Source organism: Nitrospira sp. Nam80 (assembly GCF_965152575.1).
Map to the genome: position 1 here is coordinate 34,387 of NZ_OZ224216.1, position 20,928 is coordinate 55,314.

General features: G+C 59.7%; 18 protein-coding genes and 2 pseudogenes. 18 read left to right on the top strand and 2 right to left on the bottom strand.

Annotated elements, in window-relative coordinates; genetic code table 11:
* Nucleotides 1-415: 415 nt before the first annotated feature.
* A pseudogene (locus ACWGXE_RS00155) lies at nt 416-592 on the bottom strand (type II toxin-antitoxin system HicB family antitoxin); the annotation flags it as partial.
* Between the two features lie 228 nt (nt 593-820).
* Here ACWGXE_RS00155 and ACWGXE_RS00160 point away from each other — a divergent pair.
* Together ACWGXE_RS00160 and ACWGXE_RS00165 are read left to right on the top strand one after the other, a co-directional pair.
* The gene (locus ACWGXE_RS00160) at nt 821-1,720 is read left to right on the top strand and encodes a lipase family protein (protein WP_447600344.1); all 900 of its coding nucleotides are present in this window, start codon (nt 821-823) and stop codon (nt 1,718-1,720) included.
* 73 nt (nt 1,721-1,793) lie between these two features.
* The gene (locus tag ACWGXE_RS00165) at nt 1,794-2,246 is read left to right on the top strand and encodes a GNAT family N-acetyltransferase (RefSeq protein WP_447600345.1); all 453 of its coding nucleotides are present in this window, start codon (nt 1,794-1,796) and stop codon (nt 2,244-2,246) included.
* Between the two features lie 19 nt (nt 2,247-2,265).
* Here ACWGXE_RS00165 and ACWGXE_RS00170 read toward each other — a convergent pair whose 3' ends face one another.
* The gene (locus ACWGXE_RS00170; protein ID WP_447600346.1) at nt 2,266-2,952 is read right to left on the bottom strand and encodes a hypothetical protein; all 687 of its coding nucleotides are present in this window, start codon (nt 2,950-2,952) and stop codon (nt 2,266-2,268) included.
* A 114-nt stretch (nt 2,953-3,066) separates the two neighbouring features.
* Between ACWGXE_RS00170 and ACWGXE_RS00175 the strand changes: the two genes are divergently transcribed.
* The 16 genes and pseudogenes from ACWGXE_RS00175 (at nt 3,067) to ACWGXE_RS00250 (ending at nt 20,884) form a co-directional block, all read left to right on the top strand.
* Nucleotides 3,067-5,658 (top strand): sigma 54-interacting transcriptional regulator, encoded by a 2,592-nt coding sequence (locus tag ACWGXE_RS00175; protein ID WP_447600347.1) that lies wholly within the window; start codon nt 3,067-3,069, stop codon nt 5,656-5,658.
* Between the two features lie 330 nt (nt 5,659-5,988).
* Complete coding sequence (locus ACWGXE_RS00180) at nt 5,989-6,390, top strand: hypothetical protein (RefSeq protein ID WP_447600348.1); 402 nt, start codon at nt 5,989-5,991, stop codon at nt 6,388-6,390.
* Nucleotides 6,387-6,503, top strand: a pseudogene (locus tag ACWGXE_RS00185) (SDR family NAD(P)-dependent oxidoreductase); the annotation flags it as partial. The gene ACWGXE_RS00180 and the pseudogene ACWGXE_RS00185, both read left to right, overlap by 4 nt.
* 279 nt (nt 6,504-6,782) lie before the next feature.
* On the top strand, nt 6,783-6,998 hold the full coding sequence (locus ACWGXE_RS00190; RefSeq protein WP_447600349.1) for a hypothetical protein: 216 nt from the start codon (nt 6,783-6,785) through the stop codon (nt 6,996-6,998).
* A gap of 18 nt (nt 6,999-7,016) precedes the next feature.
* Nucleotides 7,017-7,535, top strand: a complete 519-nt coding sequence (locus ACWGXE_RS00195) for a cupin domain-containing protein (RefSeq protein WP_447600350.1) — start codon at nt 7,017-7,019, stop codon at nt 7,533-7,535.
* Between the two features lie 17 nt (nt 7,536-7,552).
* Nucleotides 7,553-8,749 (top strand): efflux RND transporter periplasmic adaptor subunit, encoded by a 1,197-nt coding sequence (locus ACWGXE_RS00200; protein ID WP_447600351.1) that lies wholly within the window; start codon nt 7,553-7,555, stop codon nt 8,747-8,749.
* 17 nt (nt 8,750-8,766) lie between these two features.
* Complete coding sequence (locus ACWGXE_RS00205) at nt 8,767-11,856, top strand: efflux RND transporter permease subunit (protein WP_447600352.1); 3,090 nt, start codon at nt 8,767-8,769, stop codon at nt 11,854-11,856.
* Nucleotides 11,853-12,719, top strand: coding sequence for an arylamine N-acetyltransferase family protein (locus tag ACWGXE_RS00210; RefSeq protein WP_447600353.1), 867 nt, complete (start codon nt 11,853-11,855; stop codon nt 12,717-12,719). The genes ACWGXE_RS00205 and ACWGXE_RS00210 overlap by 4 nt, the downstream gene beginning before the upstream one ends.
* Complete coding sequence (locus ACWGXE_RS00215; protein ID WP_447600354.1) at nt 12,716-13,459, top strand: MBL fold metallo-hydrolase; 744 nt, start codon at nt 12,716-12,718, stop codon at nt 13,457-13,459. Before ACWGXE_RS00210 ends, ACWGXE_RS00215 begins: the two co-directional genes overlap by 4 nt.
* A gap of 79 nt (nt 13,460-13,538) precedes the next feature.
* Complete coding sequence (locus tag ACWGXE_RS00220; RefSeq protein WP_447600355.1) at nt 13,539-13,919, top strand: VOC family protein; 381 nt, start codon at nt 13,539-13,541, stop codon at nt 13,917-13,919.
* 61 nt (nt 13,920-13,980) lie between these two features.
* Nucleotides 13,981-14,469, top strand: coding sequence for a cupin domain-containing protein (locus ACWGXE_RS00225; RefSeq protein WP_447600356.1), 489 nt, complete (start codon nt 13,981-13,983; stop codon nt 14,467-14,469).
* A gap of 209 nt (nt 14,470-14,678) precedes the next feature.
* Nucleotides 14,679-15,029, top strand: coding sequence for a VOC family protein (locus tag ACWGXE_RS00230; RefSeq protein WP_447600357.1), 351 nt, complete (start codon nt 14,679-14,681; stop codon nt 15,027-15,029).
* Between the two features lie 66 nt (nt 15,030-15,095).
* On the top strand, nt 15,096-15,617 hold the full coding sequence (locus ACWGXE_RS00235; protein WP_447600358.1) for a hypothetical protein: 522 nt from the start codon (nt 15,096-15,098) through the stop codon (nt 15,615-15,617).
* 188 nt (nt 15,618-15,805) lie between these two features.
* Complete coding sequence (locus ACWGXE_RS00240; RefSeq protein ID WP_447600359.1) at nt 15,806-17,020, top strand: efflux RND transporter periplasmic adaptor subunit; 1,215 nt, start codon at nt 15,806-15,808, stop codon at nt 17,018-17,020.
* Nucleotides 17,020-20,193 (top strand): multidrug efflux RND transporter permease subunit, encoded by a 3,174-nt coding sequence (locus ACWGXE_RS00245; protein ID WP_447600360.1) that lies wholly within the window; start codon nt 17,020-17,022, stop codon nt 20,191-20,193. Before ACWGXE_RS00240 ends, ACWGXE_RS00245 begins: the two co-directional genes overlap by 1 nt.
* Entirely contained in the window at nt 20,186-20,884 is a 699-nt protein-coding gene (locus ACWGXE_RS00250) for an HAD family hydrolase (RefSeq protein WP_447600361.1), read from the top strand. The genes ACWGXE_RS00245 and ACWGXE_RS00250 overlap by 8 nt, the downstream gene beginning before the upstream one ends.
* The last annotated feature ends 44 nt before the right edge of the window (nt 20,885-20,928 follow it).

Genomic DNA, 20,928 nt, shown 5'->3' on the forward strand with positions numbered 1-20,928 from the left:
ACTCGAGAGCGTAGGCCAACACGTATGGCTTGTGATGGCTCCATTGATGGGGTAGCTTCGCGACTCGTACCGGTAGCGAGTGCAAGAGAAACGACCTGAGGATCTGTCCGAGTTGAATTACCGAAATGGGCCATGTCGCAGCCCGAGTTCAATAGAGTGGATTCTGAGCGATGACAGGAGCAGGTACCGTACTCCGATCGCTTCAAGGCTCTTCTCGCCCACGCTGCGTATACGATAGGCATAGAGAATCTCACTCCAGCCGAAGCCGCGATGCATGTCGGCTGATTGTTGGTAGCCCCTCGAAGGCGAGCCTGAGATAATCACGGTCTACGATGTGCTCAAGCCGTGGCAGGAGAGACAGCCAGGGGTCGCTTCTGCCTGGTGAGCAAAAAAAAGAGGATCGGGACTTTATCCCTCAGACTGCAACGTCGATGTATTCGACTTGGCTGCTCGCCGGAGGGGCAGGAAGGCCGTCTGCTCTCAGCCCTTCAAGATGGAACTCGATGGCCTCTCGAATGAGTGTCTCAGTCTCTGCAACAGTGGCACCTGTAGCGATACAACCTGGTAGGTCCGGAACATAGGCGGCATAATTGTACGCCTAACGCATAATGTGTGTACTCACCTTTTCCAGCCAACCTGCTAAAGATACTATTCAGCGTCCCGGGAGGAACGTCATCGCCTGGTCTCCCCAACTTCACGCGGCAATCGCAACTCAATCCCGATGGGAATCCAAACTGTCATAGCGGGGTCGATATAGTTTTCGTTGTATGAGGGTCCCGCCCCGGTTGACTTGCCCTCCCGCCGGAGGTAGAAGGACTGCGTGAAGCGACATCATATAGACTGTTCGATCTTCTGCCAGGGACCCGTTCTTGCCACGGCTCTCATTGTGTTGGCAATGTTGAGTCTCGCTTCTTGCGGGAAGAAGCCGACTTCCTCTGTGCCTCCCACGCCATTGGATTTTACCCAGGCGCTTCAGTATGCCCAGCGGGCCGCCCTCGCCTATGAGCAGGACACCACCGTTCAACAGAGCGGCACGGGAGCGCGGATCAGCATCAGTGCTCCTCTTTCGTCCGGCATCAAGGCCTATGTGGAGCAGGACGACGCCAAGCGCGTGCAGTGGATTGTAGTCCGCGGCACCTCGAACCTGATCAACATCCAATTGGATTCGGATTACAACAAAGTCGTGGACAGCCGCTTGCAGATCCCGCTCCACAAGGGATTTGCGGATTCCGCGCTTCAGGTGTACCGGTTCGCCAAACCGTTGTTGAAATCGGACTATGAAACCCGCATCACCGGACACAGCCTCGGCGGCGCCGCGGCTGTCATCGTCCTGATGTTGCTGAAAGAGGATGGGTTCAAGCTTGGACCGGCGCTCACGTTCGGCCAGCCCATGGTCACGAACCGAGCCGGCGCACAAAAATATCGCACACTGCCCTTGCTCCGCTTCGTGAATGCCAAAGACCCGATACCGTGGCTGCCCCCGTTGGAGGTGTTCGGGGTTCTGGATGAGGGACCGTTTCAACACTTTGGGCCGGAAGTCGTGCTGGAAGAGGGTGCGGCCTACCGTTATTTTTCAGATCCACAGGGCCAACGTATGTCGGTGCTCGCATTCTGGAATAATTTGAAGAATCTCAGCATTCAGGACCTGCCGGAGCATTTCATGTCTACGTATCTCAGACTCATCCAACAGAAACTTCCTGCCGCATCTCCCGCTCGCTGACGGTGCCATTGCACGGCCATGGAAAATTGCCATCGTTTGGAGCGGGTGGCCGAAGAATAGGGCGTGACCTAGCATGGACCTTCCCGACCTCATCGTTCGTCCTGCATCGACAGCCGATCTGCCGGACATTCTTCGGCTGTATGCGCAGCCGGCGCTTGATGACGGCCGGGTGATTTCCATCAAAGAAGCCGAGTGGATTTTTGAACGCATGGCCCGGTATCCGGATTACGCCGTCTATGTCGCGGCGTTGGAGAACAGGATCGTCGGGACGTTTGCCCTGCTGATCATGGAGAACCTCGGTCATCTCGGGACCTGCTCCGGTATCGTGGAAGATGTCGCGGTCGATCCGGAGCATCACCGCCAGGGTGTGGGGAAGCTCATGATGGCCCATGCGATCGATCGTTGCAGGAACCGCGGCTGCTATAAGATTGTTATCTCATCCAACCTGAAGCGCCCGAAGGCCCATGCCTTCTACGAATCGTTGGGGTTCGAGCGGCACGGCTATAGTTTCCGGCTGATGCTTTAAACAGCCTCACTGCCGACCGTCACCCGCCCGAGTCGCGGGGCAGTTCGAATGTCTTGAAGCTGGGATCGACATCGCTGGGCCGTTCAGCGAGCGGCGGGCACTGAAGATAAGGCTTGAGGTCGCGCAGGCGTTCATTCTTTCTCCTTGCGGCGATGTCGCAGGCGGGCTGGGTGCAGGATTGGTCGAGATCCGCCGCAGCCTGCGCCGCCGCGGCGGCGTGACGGCCCGACTCGAGGTCGCGCCAGGCGGTCTGCGTCCGTATCGCCTGATCCAGATCCGCCAGATGCTTGTCCAGGCCGCGGAAAAAGTTCTCCTTCCTACAACGGCTGCGGACGCCGGCGCCGGGCGAAAAATCGCATCGCCGGTCGCGGACGTCGGCTTCCTCGCTGATCAGGCGCTGCGCCTCGTGCGAACATTGAAAATAGTCATCGCCGTACTGAGCTTTGTGCTCCTGAACAAACGCATCAAGCCGATCCGGGTGGAAATACGATCGGACCCATGTGTCGTATAACAAAGATTCTTCGCCGAATCCGGGCACGGCGTCCGCCAGCAGCAGCACAAACAGTCCTATAGAGAGAAGTGCAATCATCGTTCGTGCGCGGGGGAGCGGATTATTGCCCAATACTGATTCTACTGGGGAAGAAGGAGAAATCAAGGCCGGCTTGCCGCCGACCTCATCGGCGGCCGATGAAGCAGGCCGTCTCACGACGGCGCCGGGGTTTTCCGGTTAACGGACCGGTAAATCAGATTGTCCGTAAAGATCCTGTTGCCGCCTCGATATGGTTGCAATGGCGGGGGGGGACACCCCATACTAACGGGCATGCCGGACAAACTCTGCTCTGCAACGTCGGACGCGACGATCGCGCGATATTGCATTCTGCTCGAAGTCTCGGAAGCCATTGCCGCGCATAGAGACCTGCACGAACTTTTTCGTGATCTCGCTCAGCGGCTTCCGCAGGTCGTCGATGTGAATTTTGTCGCTCTATCCCTGCATGATGCGGATCGGCAGGTGATGAAGTTGCACACATTGCAGGCGAATGTGCCGGCCGACATCGTGGGCGGCCATGAAGAACCGATTGATGAGACTCCGACCGGATTGGTGTGGCAAACCCAGCAGCCGGTTATCATCCGCGACATTGCTGAAGAATGTCGCTGGCCGATCGTGACCGGCAGGATGCAGCAAGACGGCATCCAGTCATTGTGCATCGTTCCCTTAACGACGGCGCTCCGACGGCTGGGGGCCATGGGATTTGCGAGTCAGCAAAAAGGCGCCTACGGCGACACGGATATGGAATTTCTCCGGCAGGTCGGCAAACAAGTCGCCGTGGCGGTGGACAATGTCCTTCACCATCAGGATCTGGCCCGTGATCGGGACCGGTTGCGGCTGCTTCTAGAAGTCTCGGAATCCATCGCGTTGCACCGCGAGCTGGAGGACCTGTTCCGCGATCTGGCCCGGCGGCTCCCGCACGTCGTCCCGTTCGATTACATTAATGTCGTCCTGCATGAGGCCGCCTGCGACGTCATGCGCCTCCGGCTCCTCATCACCTCGCAACCCAGCACAATCAATCCGGGCCTCCAGTTGCCCGTCGAGGAATCGCCAGGGGGATTGGTGTGGAAAACGCAGCAGCCGTTGATCGTGAACAATGTCGCGCTGGAGCACCGCTTCCCCAAGTTGACGGGAATGCTTCAGGAAAACGGCGTTCAATCTTTTTGTGTGGTGCCTCTCACGACAGCCCAGCGCCGGCTCGGCGCCATGGGGTTCGGAAGCCTGCAAGCGAAGATCTATCAACAGGCGGAACTCGACTTCATGCAACAAGTGGCGAAACAAGTGGCGGTGGCGGTCGATAACACGCTCAACAGCGAGAGCGCGATTGCTTCGCAACGACAGTTGGAGCGAGAACGCGACCGCCAGCGGCTATTGTTGGAAATCAACAATGCCGTGGTTTCGCACCTCGCTCTGGAAGACCTATTCCCTGCCGTCAGCGCCTGCCTGCGAACGGTCATCCAGCATGACGGGTCGAGCCTGGTCTTATATGACCAGGACCAGGGCCGCTACCGTGTGCATGTCTTGCACTTCGCGAAGAACGAATCCTTCATCGAGGAAGGACGCGTCGACTCGGATTGCACCACCCCGGCCGGAATCGCGATCACGACGAGGAAGCCGGCCGTGCTTGGCGAGGAAGATCTTCAACACCTCTGCTCCGAATCGCCCGTCGTGCAACGGCTGCTTGCCGAAGGCGTGAAGGCCTTTTGCTCCGTTCCTCTCCTGTCCTACGACCGGGCCCTGGGGGCGTTGAATGTGGGCCGGCGGGGCGACGACAGGTTTACGCAGGAGGACGTTGAACTCTTGAGCCAGGTGGCGCACCAGATTGCGATCGCGGTCGAAAATGCATTGGTTCACAAAGAGGTGCAAGGCCTCAAAGAGCGGCTTGCGAGAGAAAAGTTCTATCTCGAGGATGAAATTAAAACCGACTATAACTTCGAAGAGATCATCGGCGACAGCGCCGCGCTCAAACAGGTTCTCAAGCAGGTGGAAGTGGTGGCGCCGACGGATTCTACCGTGGTGGTGATGGGGGAGACGGGCACCGGCAAGGAGTTGATTGCCCGGGCCATCCATGACCGCAGCAGCCGGCGAGAGCGGACGTTCATCAAAATGAACTGTGCGGCCATTCCGACCGGTCTCTTGGAAAGCGAGCTGTTCGGTCATGAGAAAGGCGCATTTACCGGCGCGATTGCGCAGCGGATCGGCCGTTTCGAACTCGCCGATGGCGGCACCCTGTTCCTGGACGAAGTCGGAGACATTCCGCTGGAGTTGCAGTCGAAGCTCCTGCGGGTCCTTCAAGAGCAGGAATTCGAACGGTTGGGCAGCACCCGGACCATCCGTGTCAATGTGCGGCTGGTGGCGGCCACAAACCGTGATCTGGCTCGAATGGTGGCGGACGGCGCGTTTCGAAGCGATCTTTATTACCGGCTCAACGTGTTTCCGGTGACCGTGCCGGCGCTTCGGCATCGGCGGGAAGACGTGCCGCTCTTGGTACGGCACTTCGCGCACAAGTTCGCCAAGCGCATGAACAAGCACATCGAGTCCATCTCCAATGAGCAAATGGCGATGCTGTCGCAGTACGACTGGCCCGGGAATGTGCGTGAGCTCGAAAATCTCATCGAACGGGCCGTCATTCTGTCGCAAGGAACCGAGCTGCATGTGCCGCTGGAGCGACGCCAGGCGACCAAGATTCAGCCGAGCGACGGCCTCGCGACGTTGGAAGTGGCCGAGCGCGATCATATCCTGAGAGCCCTTCAGGCGACGAAGTGGGTCATCGGCGGTCCCGCCGGCGCAGCGGCGAAACTCGGCATGAAGCGGACCACGCTCCAATCCAAGATCATGAAGCTGGGCATCACGCGACCCTCCTAAGCGAAGATCTCTATACGTGCTCCCTGAGTTTTAGCCTCCGCCGATCATTCGGCACTGTGCCGTTGGATCGGCACGACAACTTTCGTCACGGCTTGGCGAAGCCACCGGTCAGGACAACCGCCTTCCGATAAAAATTCCTCTACACACTGACACTTGCGCAGGTTGGTCCGCCGGCTCTGTTGTCTGGAACAGGCTATGCGAAACCTTGGACCGTTCAGGTTACCCACCGGCGTTGCCAGGGAAGGGAACCGTCGCCATGTCGTGGATGGTGGTATTCATTTCCTGCTTTGTCCCGGTGCCTGTACTGCTTGCCGTCTACGTCTTGGAGGAGTGGCACAGATCTCCGATGAAGACCGCCGCCGCGTGCCGGGCGTCGCACTTCGGGCGGTCCGCGCGGTCGCTCAAAAGAAGGTGATGATTATGGAAACCCGAAACAACAATAATTCACGTGACCGGGGAATCCGGGGGATCGGATGGTTCGGAAGCGCCGTGGGTGCATTGTTGCTCGCCGGTCTCGCCCTTGAGTTGTTGGCGCACCAGGTGTTCGGACCAACCGATGTGGCCACGCTCCTGCTGGCCCTCTATCTCGCCGGCTGGTTCTCAATTCTGGGAATCGTCGGGTTCCTGATCCTCTCAATCGCATGGTTGCTGGGGCGGCCTGCCTTCGTTCCAGCCGCGCCTCGCACGTTGACGGCGGAGAATGGAGATAGGAAAGGAGCAGGTGCACTATGAGCGCACTACACGGGAAAACAGCGATCGTGACCGGCGCATCGGCCGGCATGGGGCGGGCGATTGCGGAGCGCCTCGCTCAAGAGGGGGCCACCGTCGTGGCCGCCGATCGTTCGGCACGGTGCCGTTCCCTCGGCACGCAGCCTTCGTCACTTTCTTCGCTCTGCTCCCGGTCTACAGATGCCGCCTCTTCGATGAAACCTTCTTTCTCACCGGCACTTGCGCCGGGTAGCGCCCTCAGTTCTCTCGTCTGGAACGGTCTATGCGAAGTGTCCATGTGCGGTGGATGATGGCGAACCATTCATTGAAGTGTGTAACGGTCGCGGAAGGGAGTCGTTGACATCCTGTCGGCGGCCGGCGGTTCCAGAAGACGGACTAGAGAAAGGAGACTACAGATGAGCATGCTGACCATATTTCCGGAAGGGAAGCTGAAGACGGGAAACCGAGCCGATTGGAAGATTGCCGGACAGACCTGCCCACGTTGTGAAGGCCTGATGGTCATTGAAGAGTATGGCGATGTGCCGGCTCAGCGTTGCGTGCAATGCGGAGAAGTCATCGATCCGGTGATCCTCCAGAACCGTCAACGGCGTGTGCCGATCGGCATGGGCTGACTGTCAGGGGAGGAAACAATGGTGAAATCTTTGATATTGTCATTCGTCGTGATGTCGGCGGCCATCCCGCCGCCGGTCATGGCCGCCGGCCAAGATGTACACGATGCCTCGAACAGGGCGGACGCGAGCGTGCCGACGAATGAACTCGCCGGTGCCGCGGCAAAGGATTGGAAGAGTATTGCCATCGAATTGCCGCCGGGTGCCGTCGATTCATGGCGGTCGCGCCCGGAAGGCGAGTTGCTGTATGTGCTCGAGGGAGGAGGACGACTGGAAATCGCCGGAAAGCCGCAGGTGGTCTTAAATCCCGGCACAGTCGCGAGACTCGATGGAATGCCCCGCCATCTGATAAAGAACACCAGTCGCACGAAGATGCTGAAAATCCTCGTCGTGTTTATTCAGGAAAAGGGACAACCGCATCCGCTGCTCGCAGACCGGATGACGCAAGGGAACCGGGACAGTAGAGGATCGTTTGCACTGGATAGCGATCACCAGGTGCACGATCGAGACCAGCACGAGCCAGTGGGCCTCATATTTTAAGAAGGTGGGTCATGCTCATGGACACGCGACGAAGCAGGAAAACCGAGCGCGCCCTTCTCCACGGAGAACCGGCAGCGTTCACACATGCGCGAAGGCGCAACTGGATCGGGTCGTCTTTGCTGCTCCTCGTGGTCATTGCATGCGGCGCCGGTCTTGCCGCGTGGAAGTACCTGTCCATCCAGAGCAGCCATGCGGCTTCGGCCCACCAGCCGGAACCGGTGGAATCCGTGACGGTCGCCGAGGCGCAAGAAATCCGGCATCGCCTCACGACGACCTCAATCGGAACGGTCCTTGCGTTGCGCTCGATTACCTTGCGCAATGAATTGCCCGGCACGGTCCGGCAGGTCAGACTCGTGCCCGGACAAATCGTTGAAACGGATTCCGTGCTGGTCGCGCTCGACGTATCCGTCGAGGAGGCCGAGTTGAAAGCCCAGCAAGCGCAGGCCGCCCTGGCCAAGACGGTGCTCGACCGCAGGCATCATCTGAGACAAGACCAGGCTACGGCGGAAGAGGAAGTGGATCGGGCGCAGGCGGATCTCAATGTCGCACAGGCGCAGATTGCCCGCACCAAAGCGATCATCGCCCGCAAGATCATTCGCGCACCGTTTCGCGCGCGAGTCGGATTGGCCGACGTGCATCCGGGCCAGTACCTGAACGAAGGTACGCAGCTGACGACCCTGCAAGGAGTCGATGAGGCGGTACACGTCGATTTCACGGTCGCGCAACAGGTCGCCGCCGGTTTGCGGGAAGGCGAGACGGTCGATGTGATACCGCCCGGCAATGGAGGGACGATCACAGCAAAGATCGTGGCGCTCGATGCGCGGATCGATGCGACCACCCGCAATGCCCTGGTGCGGGCCAGGATTGAGCGGGCTGCCGAGACGCCGGCTCCCGGCGCCTCGGTCCGCGTGAAGGTGCCGGTGGGTCCCCCGCGTCAGGCCGTGACCGTCCCCGCGAGCGCGCTTCGAAAAGGCCCCGGTGGAGACCATGTATTCATTGTCGCCACCGGCGACGACGGCACAACGAGAGCGTATGTCCGGCAGGTCCAGAGCGGCGCCATGTTGGACGATGTCGTGATCATCAACGCCGGACTGTCCGCCGGCGAGCGGGTCGCCGCATCAGGATCGTTCAAGCTGCGGGACTCGGCGCTGGTGGCCGTCACCGGTGAGCAGGCCGATAAGCAGGGACAGTCCCAGACCGTGACCCGTCGCTAAGCAACGAGGACACCAAGATGCGTTCCTTCACCGATATCTTCATCAAACATCCCGTGCTGGCGGTCGTGGTGAATCTTGTCATTGTGCTCGCCGGATGGCGCGCCCTGACGACGCTGCCGGTGCAACAGTACCCGAAGATCGAAAGCTCGTCGGTGATCATCACGACGGTTTACTATGGCGCCGGCGCCGAGACGGTGCGCGGGTTCCTCAGCACGCCGATCGAAAGAGTTGTCTCGGCCATCGCCGGCGTGGACTATGTGGAATCGACCAGCCGAGCCGGGGTCAGCACCGTGACGGTGCACTTGAAGTTGAACCACAGCAGCACCGCGGCGTTGGCCGAAGTGACCGCGCGGCTCCAACAGGTGCGAGCGGAGTTGCCGGCCGAAGCCGAGCCGCCGGTGATCGAAGTGCAGCGCGCTGATCGGCCATACGCCTCGTTTTACCTCAGTTTCTCCTCCACGGAACGCAGCGTGCCGGCCGTCACCGATTGGCTGTTGCGCACGCTGCAGCCGCAGTTTGCGACCGTGGCCGGTGTGCAGCGCGTGACGATCGAAGGCGGCCGTCAAATTGCCATGCGGGTGTGGATCGATCCGGATCGCCTCGCCGAATTGAACCTGTCTCCCGGCGACGTGCAGGACGCATTGCGGCGGAACAACTATCTGGCCGCGGTCGGCCGCACGAAGGGCAATCTGGTCCAGGTCAACCTGCTGGCGAATACGGACCTGCGCTCCACCGAGGAGTTCGAGAGCCTGATTGTCGCCGACCGTGGCGGCGCCATCGTGCGTCTGAGGGATGTGGCGCGAGTGGAGCGTGAAGCTGAAGAAGCCGACATGGTCGCGAAGTATAACGAGACGGAAGGCGTCTATCTGGGAATCTGGCCGGTGCCGGGGGCGAACGAGATCGAGGTTGCGCATCGGCTCCGCGATGAGATGGAACGCATCCGCCCGACGTTGCCGAAGGACATCGAGATGCGGCTGGTGTGGGACGGGACGATGTTTATGCGGAACGCGCTCGAGGAGATCACGAAGACGCTGGGCGAGACCATCCTGATCGTCGCCGTGGTCGTGTTTCTCTTCATGGGCTCGGTGCGCACAGCACTCGTGCCGCTGGTGGCCATGCCGGTGTCCCTGGTTGGGGCGGCGATCTTCATGTTCGCGTTCGGCTTCAGCTTGAATCTTCTGACGATCCTCGCCATTGTACTGTCGGTCGGCTTGGTCGTGGACGATGCGATCGTCGTCGTGGAGAACGTGGAACGGCACGTCCGGCAGGGCAAGTCGCGCATCGACGCCGCACTCACCGGGGCGCGCGAGCTGCTCGGTCCCATCATCGCCATGACGATCACGCTGGCAACCGTGTATACGCCGATCGGTTTCCAGGGCGGCCTGACCGGCTCGCTGTTTCTCGAGTTTGCGATCACGCTTGCCGTGGCGGTGGTGTTGTCCGGAATTGTTGCGATCACACTGTCACCCGTGATGAGCTCGCGGTTCGTCCATCCACAGGGCAAAGAGGGCCGGCTGACCGAGTGGGTCAACCGCGGCTTTGAGCTGGTACGCCAAGGGTATGCGCGGTTGCTCGACGGCGCACTGCACATGCGCTGGGGTATCGTGACGGCGGCGCTGCTGGTCATGGTCTCGGCATGGCCGCTCTATCTGTTCTCGCGGCAGGAGCTGGCCCCCGTCGAGGATCAGAGCCACATCAGTCTGTTCTTCGAGGCGTCGCCGGACTCCACGGTGGCGGCCACCAATCGGGAACATTTACAGATCGTGCGGGCCATCACCGCCTTTCCTGAAACCAGATTCACGTGGTCGCTGACGACGGCATGGGGCGGCTTTGGAGGTCTTGTTGCAAAAGATTGGCATGAACGATCACGCTCCACCGAGCAGATGTATGGAGAGGTGTACGGGGCGGTGTCGCAAGTGCCGGGACTGCGCGTGTTTCCTCGCCTGGACCCGCCGTTGCCGACGCCCGGCCAGTATGACGTCGAGCTGGTGCTGCAGAGCGATGTGCCGGCCGAGCAATTGCTTGACACGACTGCGGCGGTGCTCGGCGCCGGTTGGCAGAGCGGCAAATTTCTCTATGTCGATACGGACCTCAAGATCGACCTGCCCGAAGCGCGTGTCGTACTGGACCGGGAGCGTCTCGCTGATCTGGGGTTCGATCTGGCTGGGGTTGGCCGTGAGCTCGGGACGTTGCTGGGAGGCGCGTATGTGAACCGGTTCAACTATTTCGATCGCAGCTACAAGGTGATCCCGCAGGTCGGGGACAAGGACCGCGCCACCGTCGGCCCGTTGCTCGATCTCAAGATCAGGGCGCCAGGCGGTCAGCTCGTCCCGGTGTCAACCTTCACGCACATCGAGAGCGGCACGGCGCCCCGCACGTTGAACCGCTTTCAACAGCGCAATGCGGTCCGGATCTTCGGCGGCGTGAAGCCCGGCGTCACAAAGGAAGAAGGCCTGCGCGTCCTCGAGGCGGCTGCGGCCAGCGGTGGTCCACGCGTCGTCCTCGACTATGCAGGCGAATCGCGGCAAATCCGCCAGGAAGGAGCCGCACTCACCGTCACGCTCGGGTTCGCGGTCATTCTCATCTATCTGGTGTTGGCGGCGCAGTTTCAAAGCTTCCGTGACCCGCTGATCGTGCTGCTCGGCTCGGTCCCGCTCGCCATCTCCGGCGCGTTGGTCTTCAGCTTTCTGGATTTGACCACGATCAATATCTATTCGCAGGTCGGCCTCATTACGCTCGTCGGCCTCATCGCGAAGAACGGCATCCTCATCGTGGAGTTCGCCAATCAGCTCCAGGTTCGCGGGCTCTCCCGGATCGCGGCGGTGCGCGAGGCGTCGCTGACTCGACTGCGGCCGGTCTTGATGACCTCCGCGGCCACCGTCTTCGGGCACCTGCCGCTGGTTCTGGCGGCGGGACCGGGCGCGGCGGCCCGCAATAGCATTGGGATGGTCTTGGTCACAGGCATGACCATCGGGACACTGTTCACCCTGTTCGTCGTCCCGGTCTTTTACTCATTGATTGCGGCGCAACACCAGCAGAGCACACTATCGGATGAGTCGGAAGAAATAGAAGAAGAGGACCTCCTCATGGCGGGAGCCAAGGGTTGAGAAGCCGCGCAACCACCTCGAACGATGTGGACGCCTACTTCAAGCGGATCGGGTTCGACGGTCCGCGCACGCCGACCCTGGATACTTTGCAGGCCATCCAACTTAGGCATAGCGAAACCATTCCGTTCGAGAACTTGAATCCGTTGATGGGATGGCCCGTTCGCCTGGACATGGAATCGCTCCAGCGGAAAATGGTGCAGGACGGCCGCGGCGGCTATTGCTTCGAGCAGAATCTCTTGCTCAAACACGCGCTCGATGTGCTGGGTTTCCATGTGACCGGTCTGGCGGGACGCGTGCTGTGGAATACCTCTGCCGGGGTCGTGCTTCCTCGGACTCACATGCTGCTGCTGGTGGATCTTGATGGGCAGCGCTACATTGTGGATGTGGGGTTCGGCGGTGTCACGCTCACCGGGCCGTTGCGCCTCGAACTCGACATTGAGCAGACCACGCCGCATGAACCATTCCGTTTGATTTCGATCGATGACGAATTTATCGAACAAGTCAAGATCGGCGGACACTGGGTCTCCTTGTATCGGTTTGACTTGACTGAGCAATTGTTGCCCGATTACGAGATGGCGAACTGGTATCTGTCCACACACCCGGATTCCCGATTCGTGACCGGATTGATGGCGGCTCGGCCGGCGCCGGATCGCCGCTATGCGTTGCTCAACAATCAGCTGACCGTCCATTATCGGAACGGCGGAAGGGATCGGCGCCTCATTACCGGCGTCGCCGACATGCGGGAGACCTTGGAACAAGCGTTTCATCTCGTTCTGCCGGACGCGCCGGAGCTCGATGCGGTGCTGGCGCGGCTGACGGAAGAAAACGGGACGGTTCAAGCGAAGCTTGGTATGGAGGCATGATGGCGGACAAAGCGAGAATAACCGAAGTTGCCCCGGATCATTATTGCATTTCAATCTATGTCTCGGAATTCAATCTCCGGTTCAATCATTTCCTGATCAAGGACGATGAGCCGCTTCTTTTTCACACGGGGATGAAACAGATGTTCCCGCTCGTACGGGATGCGGTGGCCAGTCTCATCGACCCCACCACCCTCCGATGGATTTCCTTCAGCCATTTCGAGGCGGACGAATGTGGAGCGCTCAATGAGTGGTTGGCGTTGGCGCCGCATGCTGAAGCGGCATGCGGCCTGGTCGGGGCGCTGGTGAGCGTGAACGACTATGCCAGTCGGCCTGCGCGGGTGCTGGCGGACGGCGAAGTAATCAAGACAGGGACGCACCGCTTCCGGTACCGCCAGACGCCCCATGTCCCGCACAATTGGGAAGCCGGCCTCCTGTATGAGGAAGTCACGGGCACGTTGCTGTGCTCGGACCTCTTCACTCACGAAGGAGACGTGGAACCAATCACCGAATCGGACGTGGTAGACCGGGCAAGGACCTCGTTGGTCCAGGGGCAACAGACCCCGTTTGCCAATCCCTATCCCTATACGCCGTTGACCCAGCCGACTCTACAAAGCTTGGCCGATCTGCGCCCCAAACAGTTGGCGCTGATGCACGGGTCTTCATTTGTAGGAAACGGCGAGCACGCTCTACGCGAATTGGCGGACGTCATGAAGAAAGTTCTGGGGCCAGGCGCCGATTGATCATGAGAATCGCGCGCAGGCCCATCCCGCTCTGCACCGACGCACCGATTGAAGCCGGTAGATCGAATAGAGGATGACCATGGCGATTGAACTCAACCACACGATCGTGCCGGCACGCGACAAGGTCGCCTCGGCGAAGTTCTTCGCGAGGCTGTTCGGGCTTTTGTTCGATGAGAACGCCGTCGGCTATTTCGCGCCGGTTCGCGTGAATGACAGGCTCACCCTTGATTTTGACGACGATTACTCGGCCGCCGACCGGTTCGGCGTTCATCACTACGCTTTTCACGTGAGCGACGAGGAATTCGATGCAATTTTCAACCGCGTACAGAAAGAGGGACTGGCCTTTGGCAGCGACCCCCGAAATCCCGACAACGGGAAGCTGAATAATTGGAACGGCGGTCGGGGCCTCTACTTTCGCGATCCCAGCGGTCACCTGCTCGAATTACTGACGCGGGTATAGATAATCAAGCGGCCCTTGGTTGCTGGGGCAGAACAGCGAACGAGCCATAAAGGAGGTGCACATGTCATATCCGCCTGCCCGCTATCGAGGCGACGACGGTGAAATCAGCGCGCGGTTCCAGCCTGCCGACCAAGCACCCGACTTGACGATCGGGACCGATACAGCGGTGCGTTACCTGACGACTGGGGCCTCGACCCACGGGCAATTTGGGCTGTACCGGTGGGAGGCGCAGCCTCGCACGAAGGGTCCGAAGGCGCATTTCCACAAGACCATGTCCGAATCATTCTTTATTCTGGCCGGAACAGTACGGCTCTTCAATGGAGAGCGGTGGATCGACGCAAAGGCCGGGGATTTTCTCTTCGTCCCCGAAGGCGGTATCCATGCCTTTGACAATGAGTCTGATGAACCGGCGGCGATGCTGCTGCTCTTCGCACCGGGCGCCCCGCGTGAAGGCTATTTCGAAGCCCTGGCCGAAAAAGCCGCCGGGCGCCGGTTCAGCGACGACGAATGGCAGGATCTCTGCCGCCGCCACGACAATTACTTCATTTGACCGTCCCGTCACATTCCATCCGAGACACGAAGCCAAGTTGAGCGAGACAGGGAAGTAACCATCATGAAGAAGGAGAACGGTGCAGGAAAGACGAATAGACGTCAGGAACCATTACAGATCTTGACTTGAGATCTGGCAATTTCCAAAAGCACCAAATAGTTCCCGGCACCATTGTACTTTCCGGGTGCATATGGAAATCGAGGTGAAAGATGAAAGTCAAACGAATCATGTCCAACACAGCGACATCAGACCTGAACAAGGCGGCAACCTTTTACGGGGACATATTGGGCCTTGAACTGCTGATGGATCACGGTTGGTTTCAAACGTACGGCTCAGATGCAACGATGACTGTTCAGGTGAGTTTTGGGTCCGAGGGCGGCTCAGGGACTTCCGTGCCCGATTTATCCATCGAAGTCGATGACATTCAAGCTGCATTAGCACGGTTCAAAAAGGCGAACGTCCCTATTGAGTATGGACCTGTAAGCGAGCCTTGGGGTGTACGGAGATTCTACGTCCGCGACCCTTTCAGAAAACTCATCAACGTCTTGCAACATGAGTGAACGGCAGCGGCGCCACGACAATAATTTTATCTGGCTGCGGTCAAGCCGCCCGATCGGGAGGTGACCATGAATATCCTCACGGTGAATCTCCTCTTCAGCACGCTGATCTTCTGGGTTGCCACCAGACTGTATGTGCTGCCACGGCTCCATCAGCTGAGTCCCGGCACCGTCCTGCTGCCGATCCTTCTCCTCCATGCCTTCCGGCACCTCGGACTCATGTTCCTTTCCCCTGGAGCCACGTACGCCGGTATTCCCGCGCAGTTCGCCTATCCCGCCGCATACGGCGACCTTCTTGCCGCGCTGCTGGCATTCGTTGCGATTCCAGCCGTAGCCAAGGAGATCAAAGGCGCTCCGTTCTTTGTCTGGGCGTTTAACGTGGAAGGCACGGTGGATCTGATCGCCGCGATCCTCCTGGCCACGGCCTATGGGGCATCGCCCTTCATGGGACCGGCCTACTGGATTCCCGCCTTCTGGGTTCCAGCTCTGCTGGTGACGCACGCCATCACGTTCATCGTGCTGTTGCGATATGGGGTCGCGAACTCGACAACGGTGTTACAGTCCGGCACTCGATTGTACCGTCCAATGTAATCGGCGTCGCCTCGCGCAGCTTCATGCCCTTGATTTGTCTACGCAGTTCATCGATCCTAGCATATAGGTCCGTGACAGGAGAAAGTCTGTGGCGATGCCGAACGATGCTGGATCGTTGTCCGTGTACCTGTCCGGCCGGTGCGCACTCTCATTTGAACCGCATTTCAAACCGCATCACTAAAAAGGTCATGATCAAAAAGTCCGTCGCCCACTTGACCGTTGCCCTGCTGCTGATCGGAACTGCCGGCCTGGCCGGTTGCAAGCAAGAATCCGCCTCTTCTCCGCCTCCCCCCATCCCGCAGGTGGACGTCGTCGAAGTCGCCTATCAGACCGTCCCGGATGAACCGGAATTCATCGGGGAGGCGGAAGCCTCCCGCATTGTCGAGATCCGTTCGCAAGTGACCGGGATCATGAAGGAGCGGTATTTCTCAGAAGGACGCGATGTCCATAAAGGAGAGCCGCTGTATCAGATCGATCCGGTGCCGTTCAAGGCCGCCTACATCAGCGCCAAGGCAAGGGTGTCCCAAGCCAAAGCCAGATTGGTCCAAGCCAAGCAAAATCTCGCGCGAGTGAAGCCGCTCTTGGCCGAGCAGGCGGTCAGCCAGAAGGACTTAGACGACGCGGTGGCCGAGGAACTGGCGGCAAAGGCGGCGCTGGAAGCGGCGGAAGGGGATGTGGTGAAGGCAAAGTTCGATCTCGACAATACGTTGATCACCGCACCCACCGATGGCCTGATCGAACGAACCCGCTATTACGAAGGGCGATTGGTCACGGCCCAGACCGATTTGCTGACCGTCATCCATCAAATGGATCCCATGTATGTCATCGTGAGCGCACCCGAAAGCTTCCTCCTCAAGCGGCGCCGGGACATCATCGCCAAGCGCATCCAGCATCCGGGGATCTATAAACTGACCGGCATCATCACGTTCGTGGACGGCACGACGTACCAGCATGAAGGCGTGTTGGATTTTGCCGATGTGGGACTGCGCGCGGAGACGGGATCGCGACAGGCTCGGGTGGTCTTCCCCAATCCGGATCGCGTATTGCTGCCGGGACAGTTCGTCACGGTCCGGTTCCACGGGGTGTCGAAGCCCAATGCGCTCCTCGTCCCGCAGCGTGCGGTGCAGCAAGGCCCCAAGGGACCGATTCTCTTTATCGTGGGCGAGGGAAACAAAGTGGAAGTTCGTGATGTCAAGGCGACCGTATGGCGAGGCAATGACTGGCTCATCGAAGAGGGCCTGCGTCCGGGCGAGAAGGTCATGGTCGACGGCTTCACTCGCGTACAACCGGGAGCGGAAGTGAAGCCGGTCAAGGTCGCGGCGCAGACTCCGGCTGCGGAAGGGGTGCCGCCCGCCTCTTCAGAAGGCCCGCCGGCTGCACCTGCCATTCGCGAAGGGACTTGATGAGTTCCAGTTTCTTCATCGATCGTCCTATCTTCGCCTCGGTCCTCTCGATCGTAATCATGGTGGTGGGTCTGGTGGCCATGCAGGCCCTGCCCGTCGCCCAGTTCCCGCCGATCACGCCCCCCATGGTGCAAATCGAAGCCGACTATCCCGGCGCCAGCGCCGAGGTGGTCGCGGAATCCGTGGCGCGCCCGATCGAATTGCAACTGCCGGGGATCGACAATCTCCTCTATTTCGACTCTACGAGCACGAATGACGGCCACATGACGATCCGGCTGACGTTCGAGATTGGGACCGATGTCGATATTGCGCAAGTCCAGACACAGAACCGCCAGAAGCTGGCGGAACCGCAATTGCCACCGGAAGTTATCCGTCAAGGCATCACCGTCAAGAAAATGTCTCCGGACCTCTTGACGGTCATGGTGTTACAGTCCGACGATCCGCAGCAAGATGCCTTTACCCTGGCCAACTTCGCTATTCTCCGCATCATCGACAACATCAAGCGACTGCCGGGCGTCGGCGACGCGCTGGTATTCGGACAACAGAACTACAGCATGCGGCTGATCCTCAATCCTGTGCGCATGGCCCAGTTGAACCTTACTCCGACGGATGTCGTCGCGGTAGTGCGGGAACAGAATCGGGACTTTCCGGCCGGGATGGTCGGGCGCGAGCCCATGCCGAACGGGAACGAGCTGACTCTTCCGCTGATTACAGAAGGCCGGATGTCGGATGTCAGCGAATTCGAGGAAATGATCGTCCGCGCGATGCCGAACGGGTCGATCGTCCGCCTCAAGGACATCGCGAGGATTGAGTTGGGGGCCCAGTCCTACACGCTGGAAGGCCGTTACAAGCGCAAGCCGACGGGGCTGCTCATCACGTTTCTGATGCCCGGCGCCAACGCACTCGATACGGTGAAACGCATCCGGCACGAAATGGAGGATCTGTCCAAGATTTTTCCGCACGGCGTGACCTATGACATCCCGTATGACACGACGCGGTTTGTCGAAGTCTCGATCAACGAAGTCGTCGCGACGTTGCGGGATGCCATGATCCTGGTGCTTCTCGTCGTGTATGTCTTCCTTCAGAGCTGGCGTGCCACATTGATTCCCGCCGCGGCGGTGCCGGTATCCCTCATCGGCACCTTTGCCGGTATGTCGGCGCTCGGGTTCTCGATCAATACGTTGACGCTCTTCGGCTTGGTGTTGGCCATCGGGATCGTCGTCGATGATGCCATCGTGGTCGTCGAAAATGTAGAACGCCATATGGCGAATGGATTGTCGCCGAAAGATGCGGCGAAGAAGGCTATGACCGAGGTGACGGGACCGGTGATCGCCATTGTACTGGTCCTCTGCGCCGTCTTCGTGCCGGTCGGATTTCTCGGCGGCATCACCGGCCAGTTGTATAAACAGTTTGCCATTACGATTGCTGTCTCCGTGACGATCTCCGGCATCGTGGCGTTGACCTTGAGCCCTGCCCTTTGCGCCTTGGTGTTGAAGCCGTCTCATGAAACCCGCCGGGGTGTTTTTGGATATTTCAACCGGGCCTTTGATTGGGTCCAACATCATTACGCCGCGAGCGTGGGGTTCACGCTCAAACATACGATGATCTCGCTCGCTCTCTTTGGGATCGTCATCGCGGTCGCGGCTGGCTTGTTCAAGATCGTCCCGATGGCCTTCCTGCCGGAAGAAGACCAGGGCTACTTCATCACTGTCGTGCAGTTACCGGACGGCGCCTCGAAGAAGCGGACTGATGCCGTCCTGGACAAAGTCGAGCAATATTATCTGTCGATTCCCGGCGTGTATGGAACGCAGACGCTGTCCGGTCAAAATTTTGTTTTTAATACCCGCGGAACCAATACGGCGACCATGTTCGCGCCGCTCAAACACTGGGACGAGCGCAAAGGCAAAGCGGACCATGTCAAAAGCATCATCGGCAGCGCGTTTCGAGAGTTTGCCAAGATTCCTGAAGCATTGATCCTCGCGTTCAATGCGCCGTCCATCAGAGGGCTGGGGGCCACCGGAGGCTTCTCCGTCCAGGTTCAGGATCCCAGCGGCGGCGATTTCAAGCGATTTGCGGCGCTGGCCCAGGAGTTCGTGGCCAAGGCCCGGCAGGATCCCGCGATCGGCGCCGCCAGCACAAGTTTTCGGGTCGGAGCTCCGCGCGTGCATGCCAAGATCAACCGCGAGCGGGCCAAGGCGCTGGGGGTGCCGATTTCTGAAGTGTTCGATACGCTCCAGGCATTTTTCGGAAATCTCTACGTCAACGATTTCGTCAAGTTCGGCCGCGTCTATCGCGTGCAGACGGAAGCCGAGCCGCAATACCGATCCCGTCCCTCCGATATCAATAAAATCTACGTCCGCGCGTTCAATGCCACGAACGGTCAAGGGCCGACCATGATCCCGCTCGACACCGTGGTCACCACAAGTTACAGCAGCGGCCCGGATCCCGTGACGCATTTCAACGGCTTCAACACCGCGCTCGTCCTCGGCGCGGCGGCGCCAGGCTATAGCTCCGGCCAAGCGCTCGATGCCTTGGAGCGGGCGGCGCAGGAGGTATTGATTCCTCAAGGTCTCGATATTGATTGGAGCGGCATCTCTTATCAGGAACGTCAGGTGGGCGCGCAATCGGTATTAGCCTTTGGATTCGGCCTGCTCATGGTGTTTCTTGTGCTGGCGGCGCAATACGAGAGTTGGACGGTGCCGTTCGCGGTGATCCTGGCCGTGCCCTTCGGTGTGTTCGGCGCCTTGCTGGCGGTATGGTTCTTCGGCATGTCCAATGACATTTATTTCCAGATCGGCTTGGTGACCCTGATCGGCCTGGCGGCCAAGAACGCGATCCTCATCGTGGAATTTGCGAATCAACGCTATGAGCACGGCCTGTCGTTAGTTGACGCTGCGATGGAAGCGGCCAGGTTGCGGTTCCGGCCGATCATCATGACGTCGATGGCCTTCATTCTCGGCGTGGTACCGTTGGTGATCGCGTCTGGAGCCGGCGCGGCTAGCCGCCATTCGATCGGTACCGGCGTGATGGGTGGGATGCTTGCCGCCACTTTCCTGGCCGTCTTCTTTGTGCCGTTGTTTTTTGTGCTTGTGCGCAAACTGAGTACGCGCCGGGACCATGTTCGAGCCGGAGAACCGGCAAGACCGGGTCCAGAGGGATTACCTCATGGATAAATCATCGGAAGTGAATTCGGTGGCGTTTTTGTTCGATCTCGACGGCACTCTCGTCGATAGCGTCTATCAACACGTGCTGGCTTGGCGGGACGCGCTGCGAGCCGGCGGCATCGAGTTGGCCGTGTGGCGGATCCACCGGCAAATCGGAATGAGCGGCGGGCTCATGCTCCACGGACTTCTTCGGGAAATCGGCCGCGTCTTGACACACGAGGAGATGGATCGCATTCAACGGACCCATACCGAATCCTATGAGAGACAGAGAGAATCGCTGCGCCTGCTGCCCGGCACGCGCGAATTGCTCGACGAGCTCTCTTCCCGCCGCGTCCCCTATGCTGTTGCGACCAGCGGGCGATTGGAAAACGCCAAACATACACTGAAGTTGCTGGACCTTCGTGAGGATGTGCCCGTGATTACCAGGGACAAGGTTCGCTATGCGAAGCCGGACCCGGATTTGTTTGTCGCCGCAGCCGAGCGGCTTGGGGTGCCGATGAGCCGCTGCGTCATTGTGGGAGACAGTGTCTGGGACATGCTGGCTGCGCGGCGCGCGTGGGCCCTTTCCGTGGGGCTGCTATCCGGCGGATATGGGCAGGATGAGTTGGAGCGGGCCGGCGCCTATCGGGTGTATCAGGATCCTGCGGACCTGCTCCAACATCTCGATGAAGTCGGTGTCCGGCTCGGCCCGCCGACATGACGGCCATCGGAGCGGCATCGTTATGACCAGTTGAGAAAGGACCC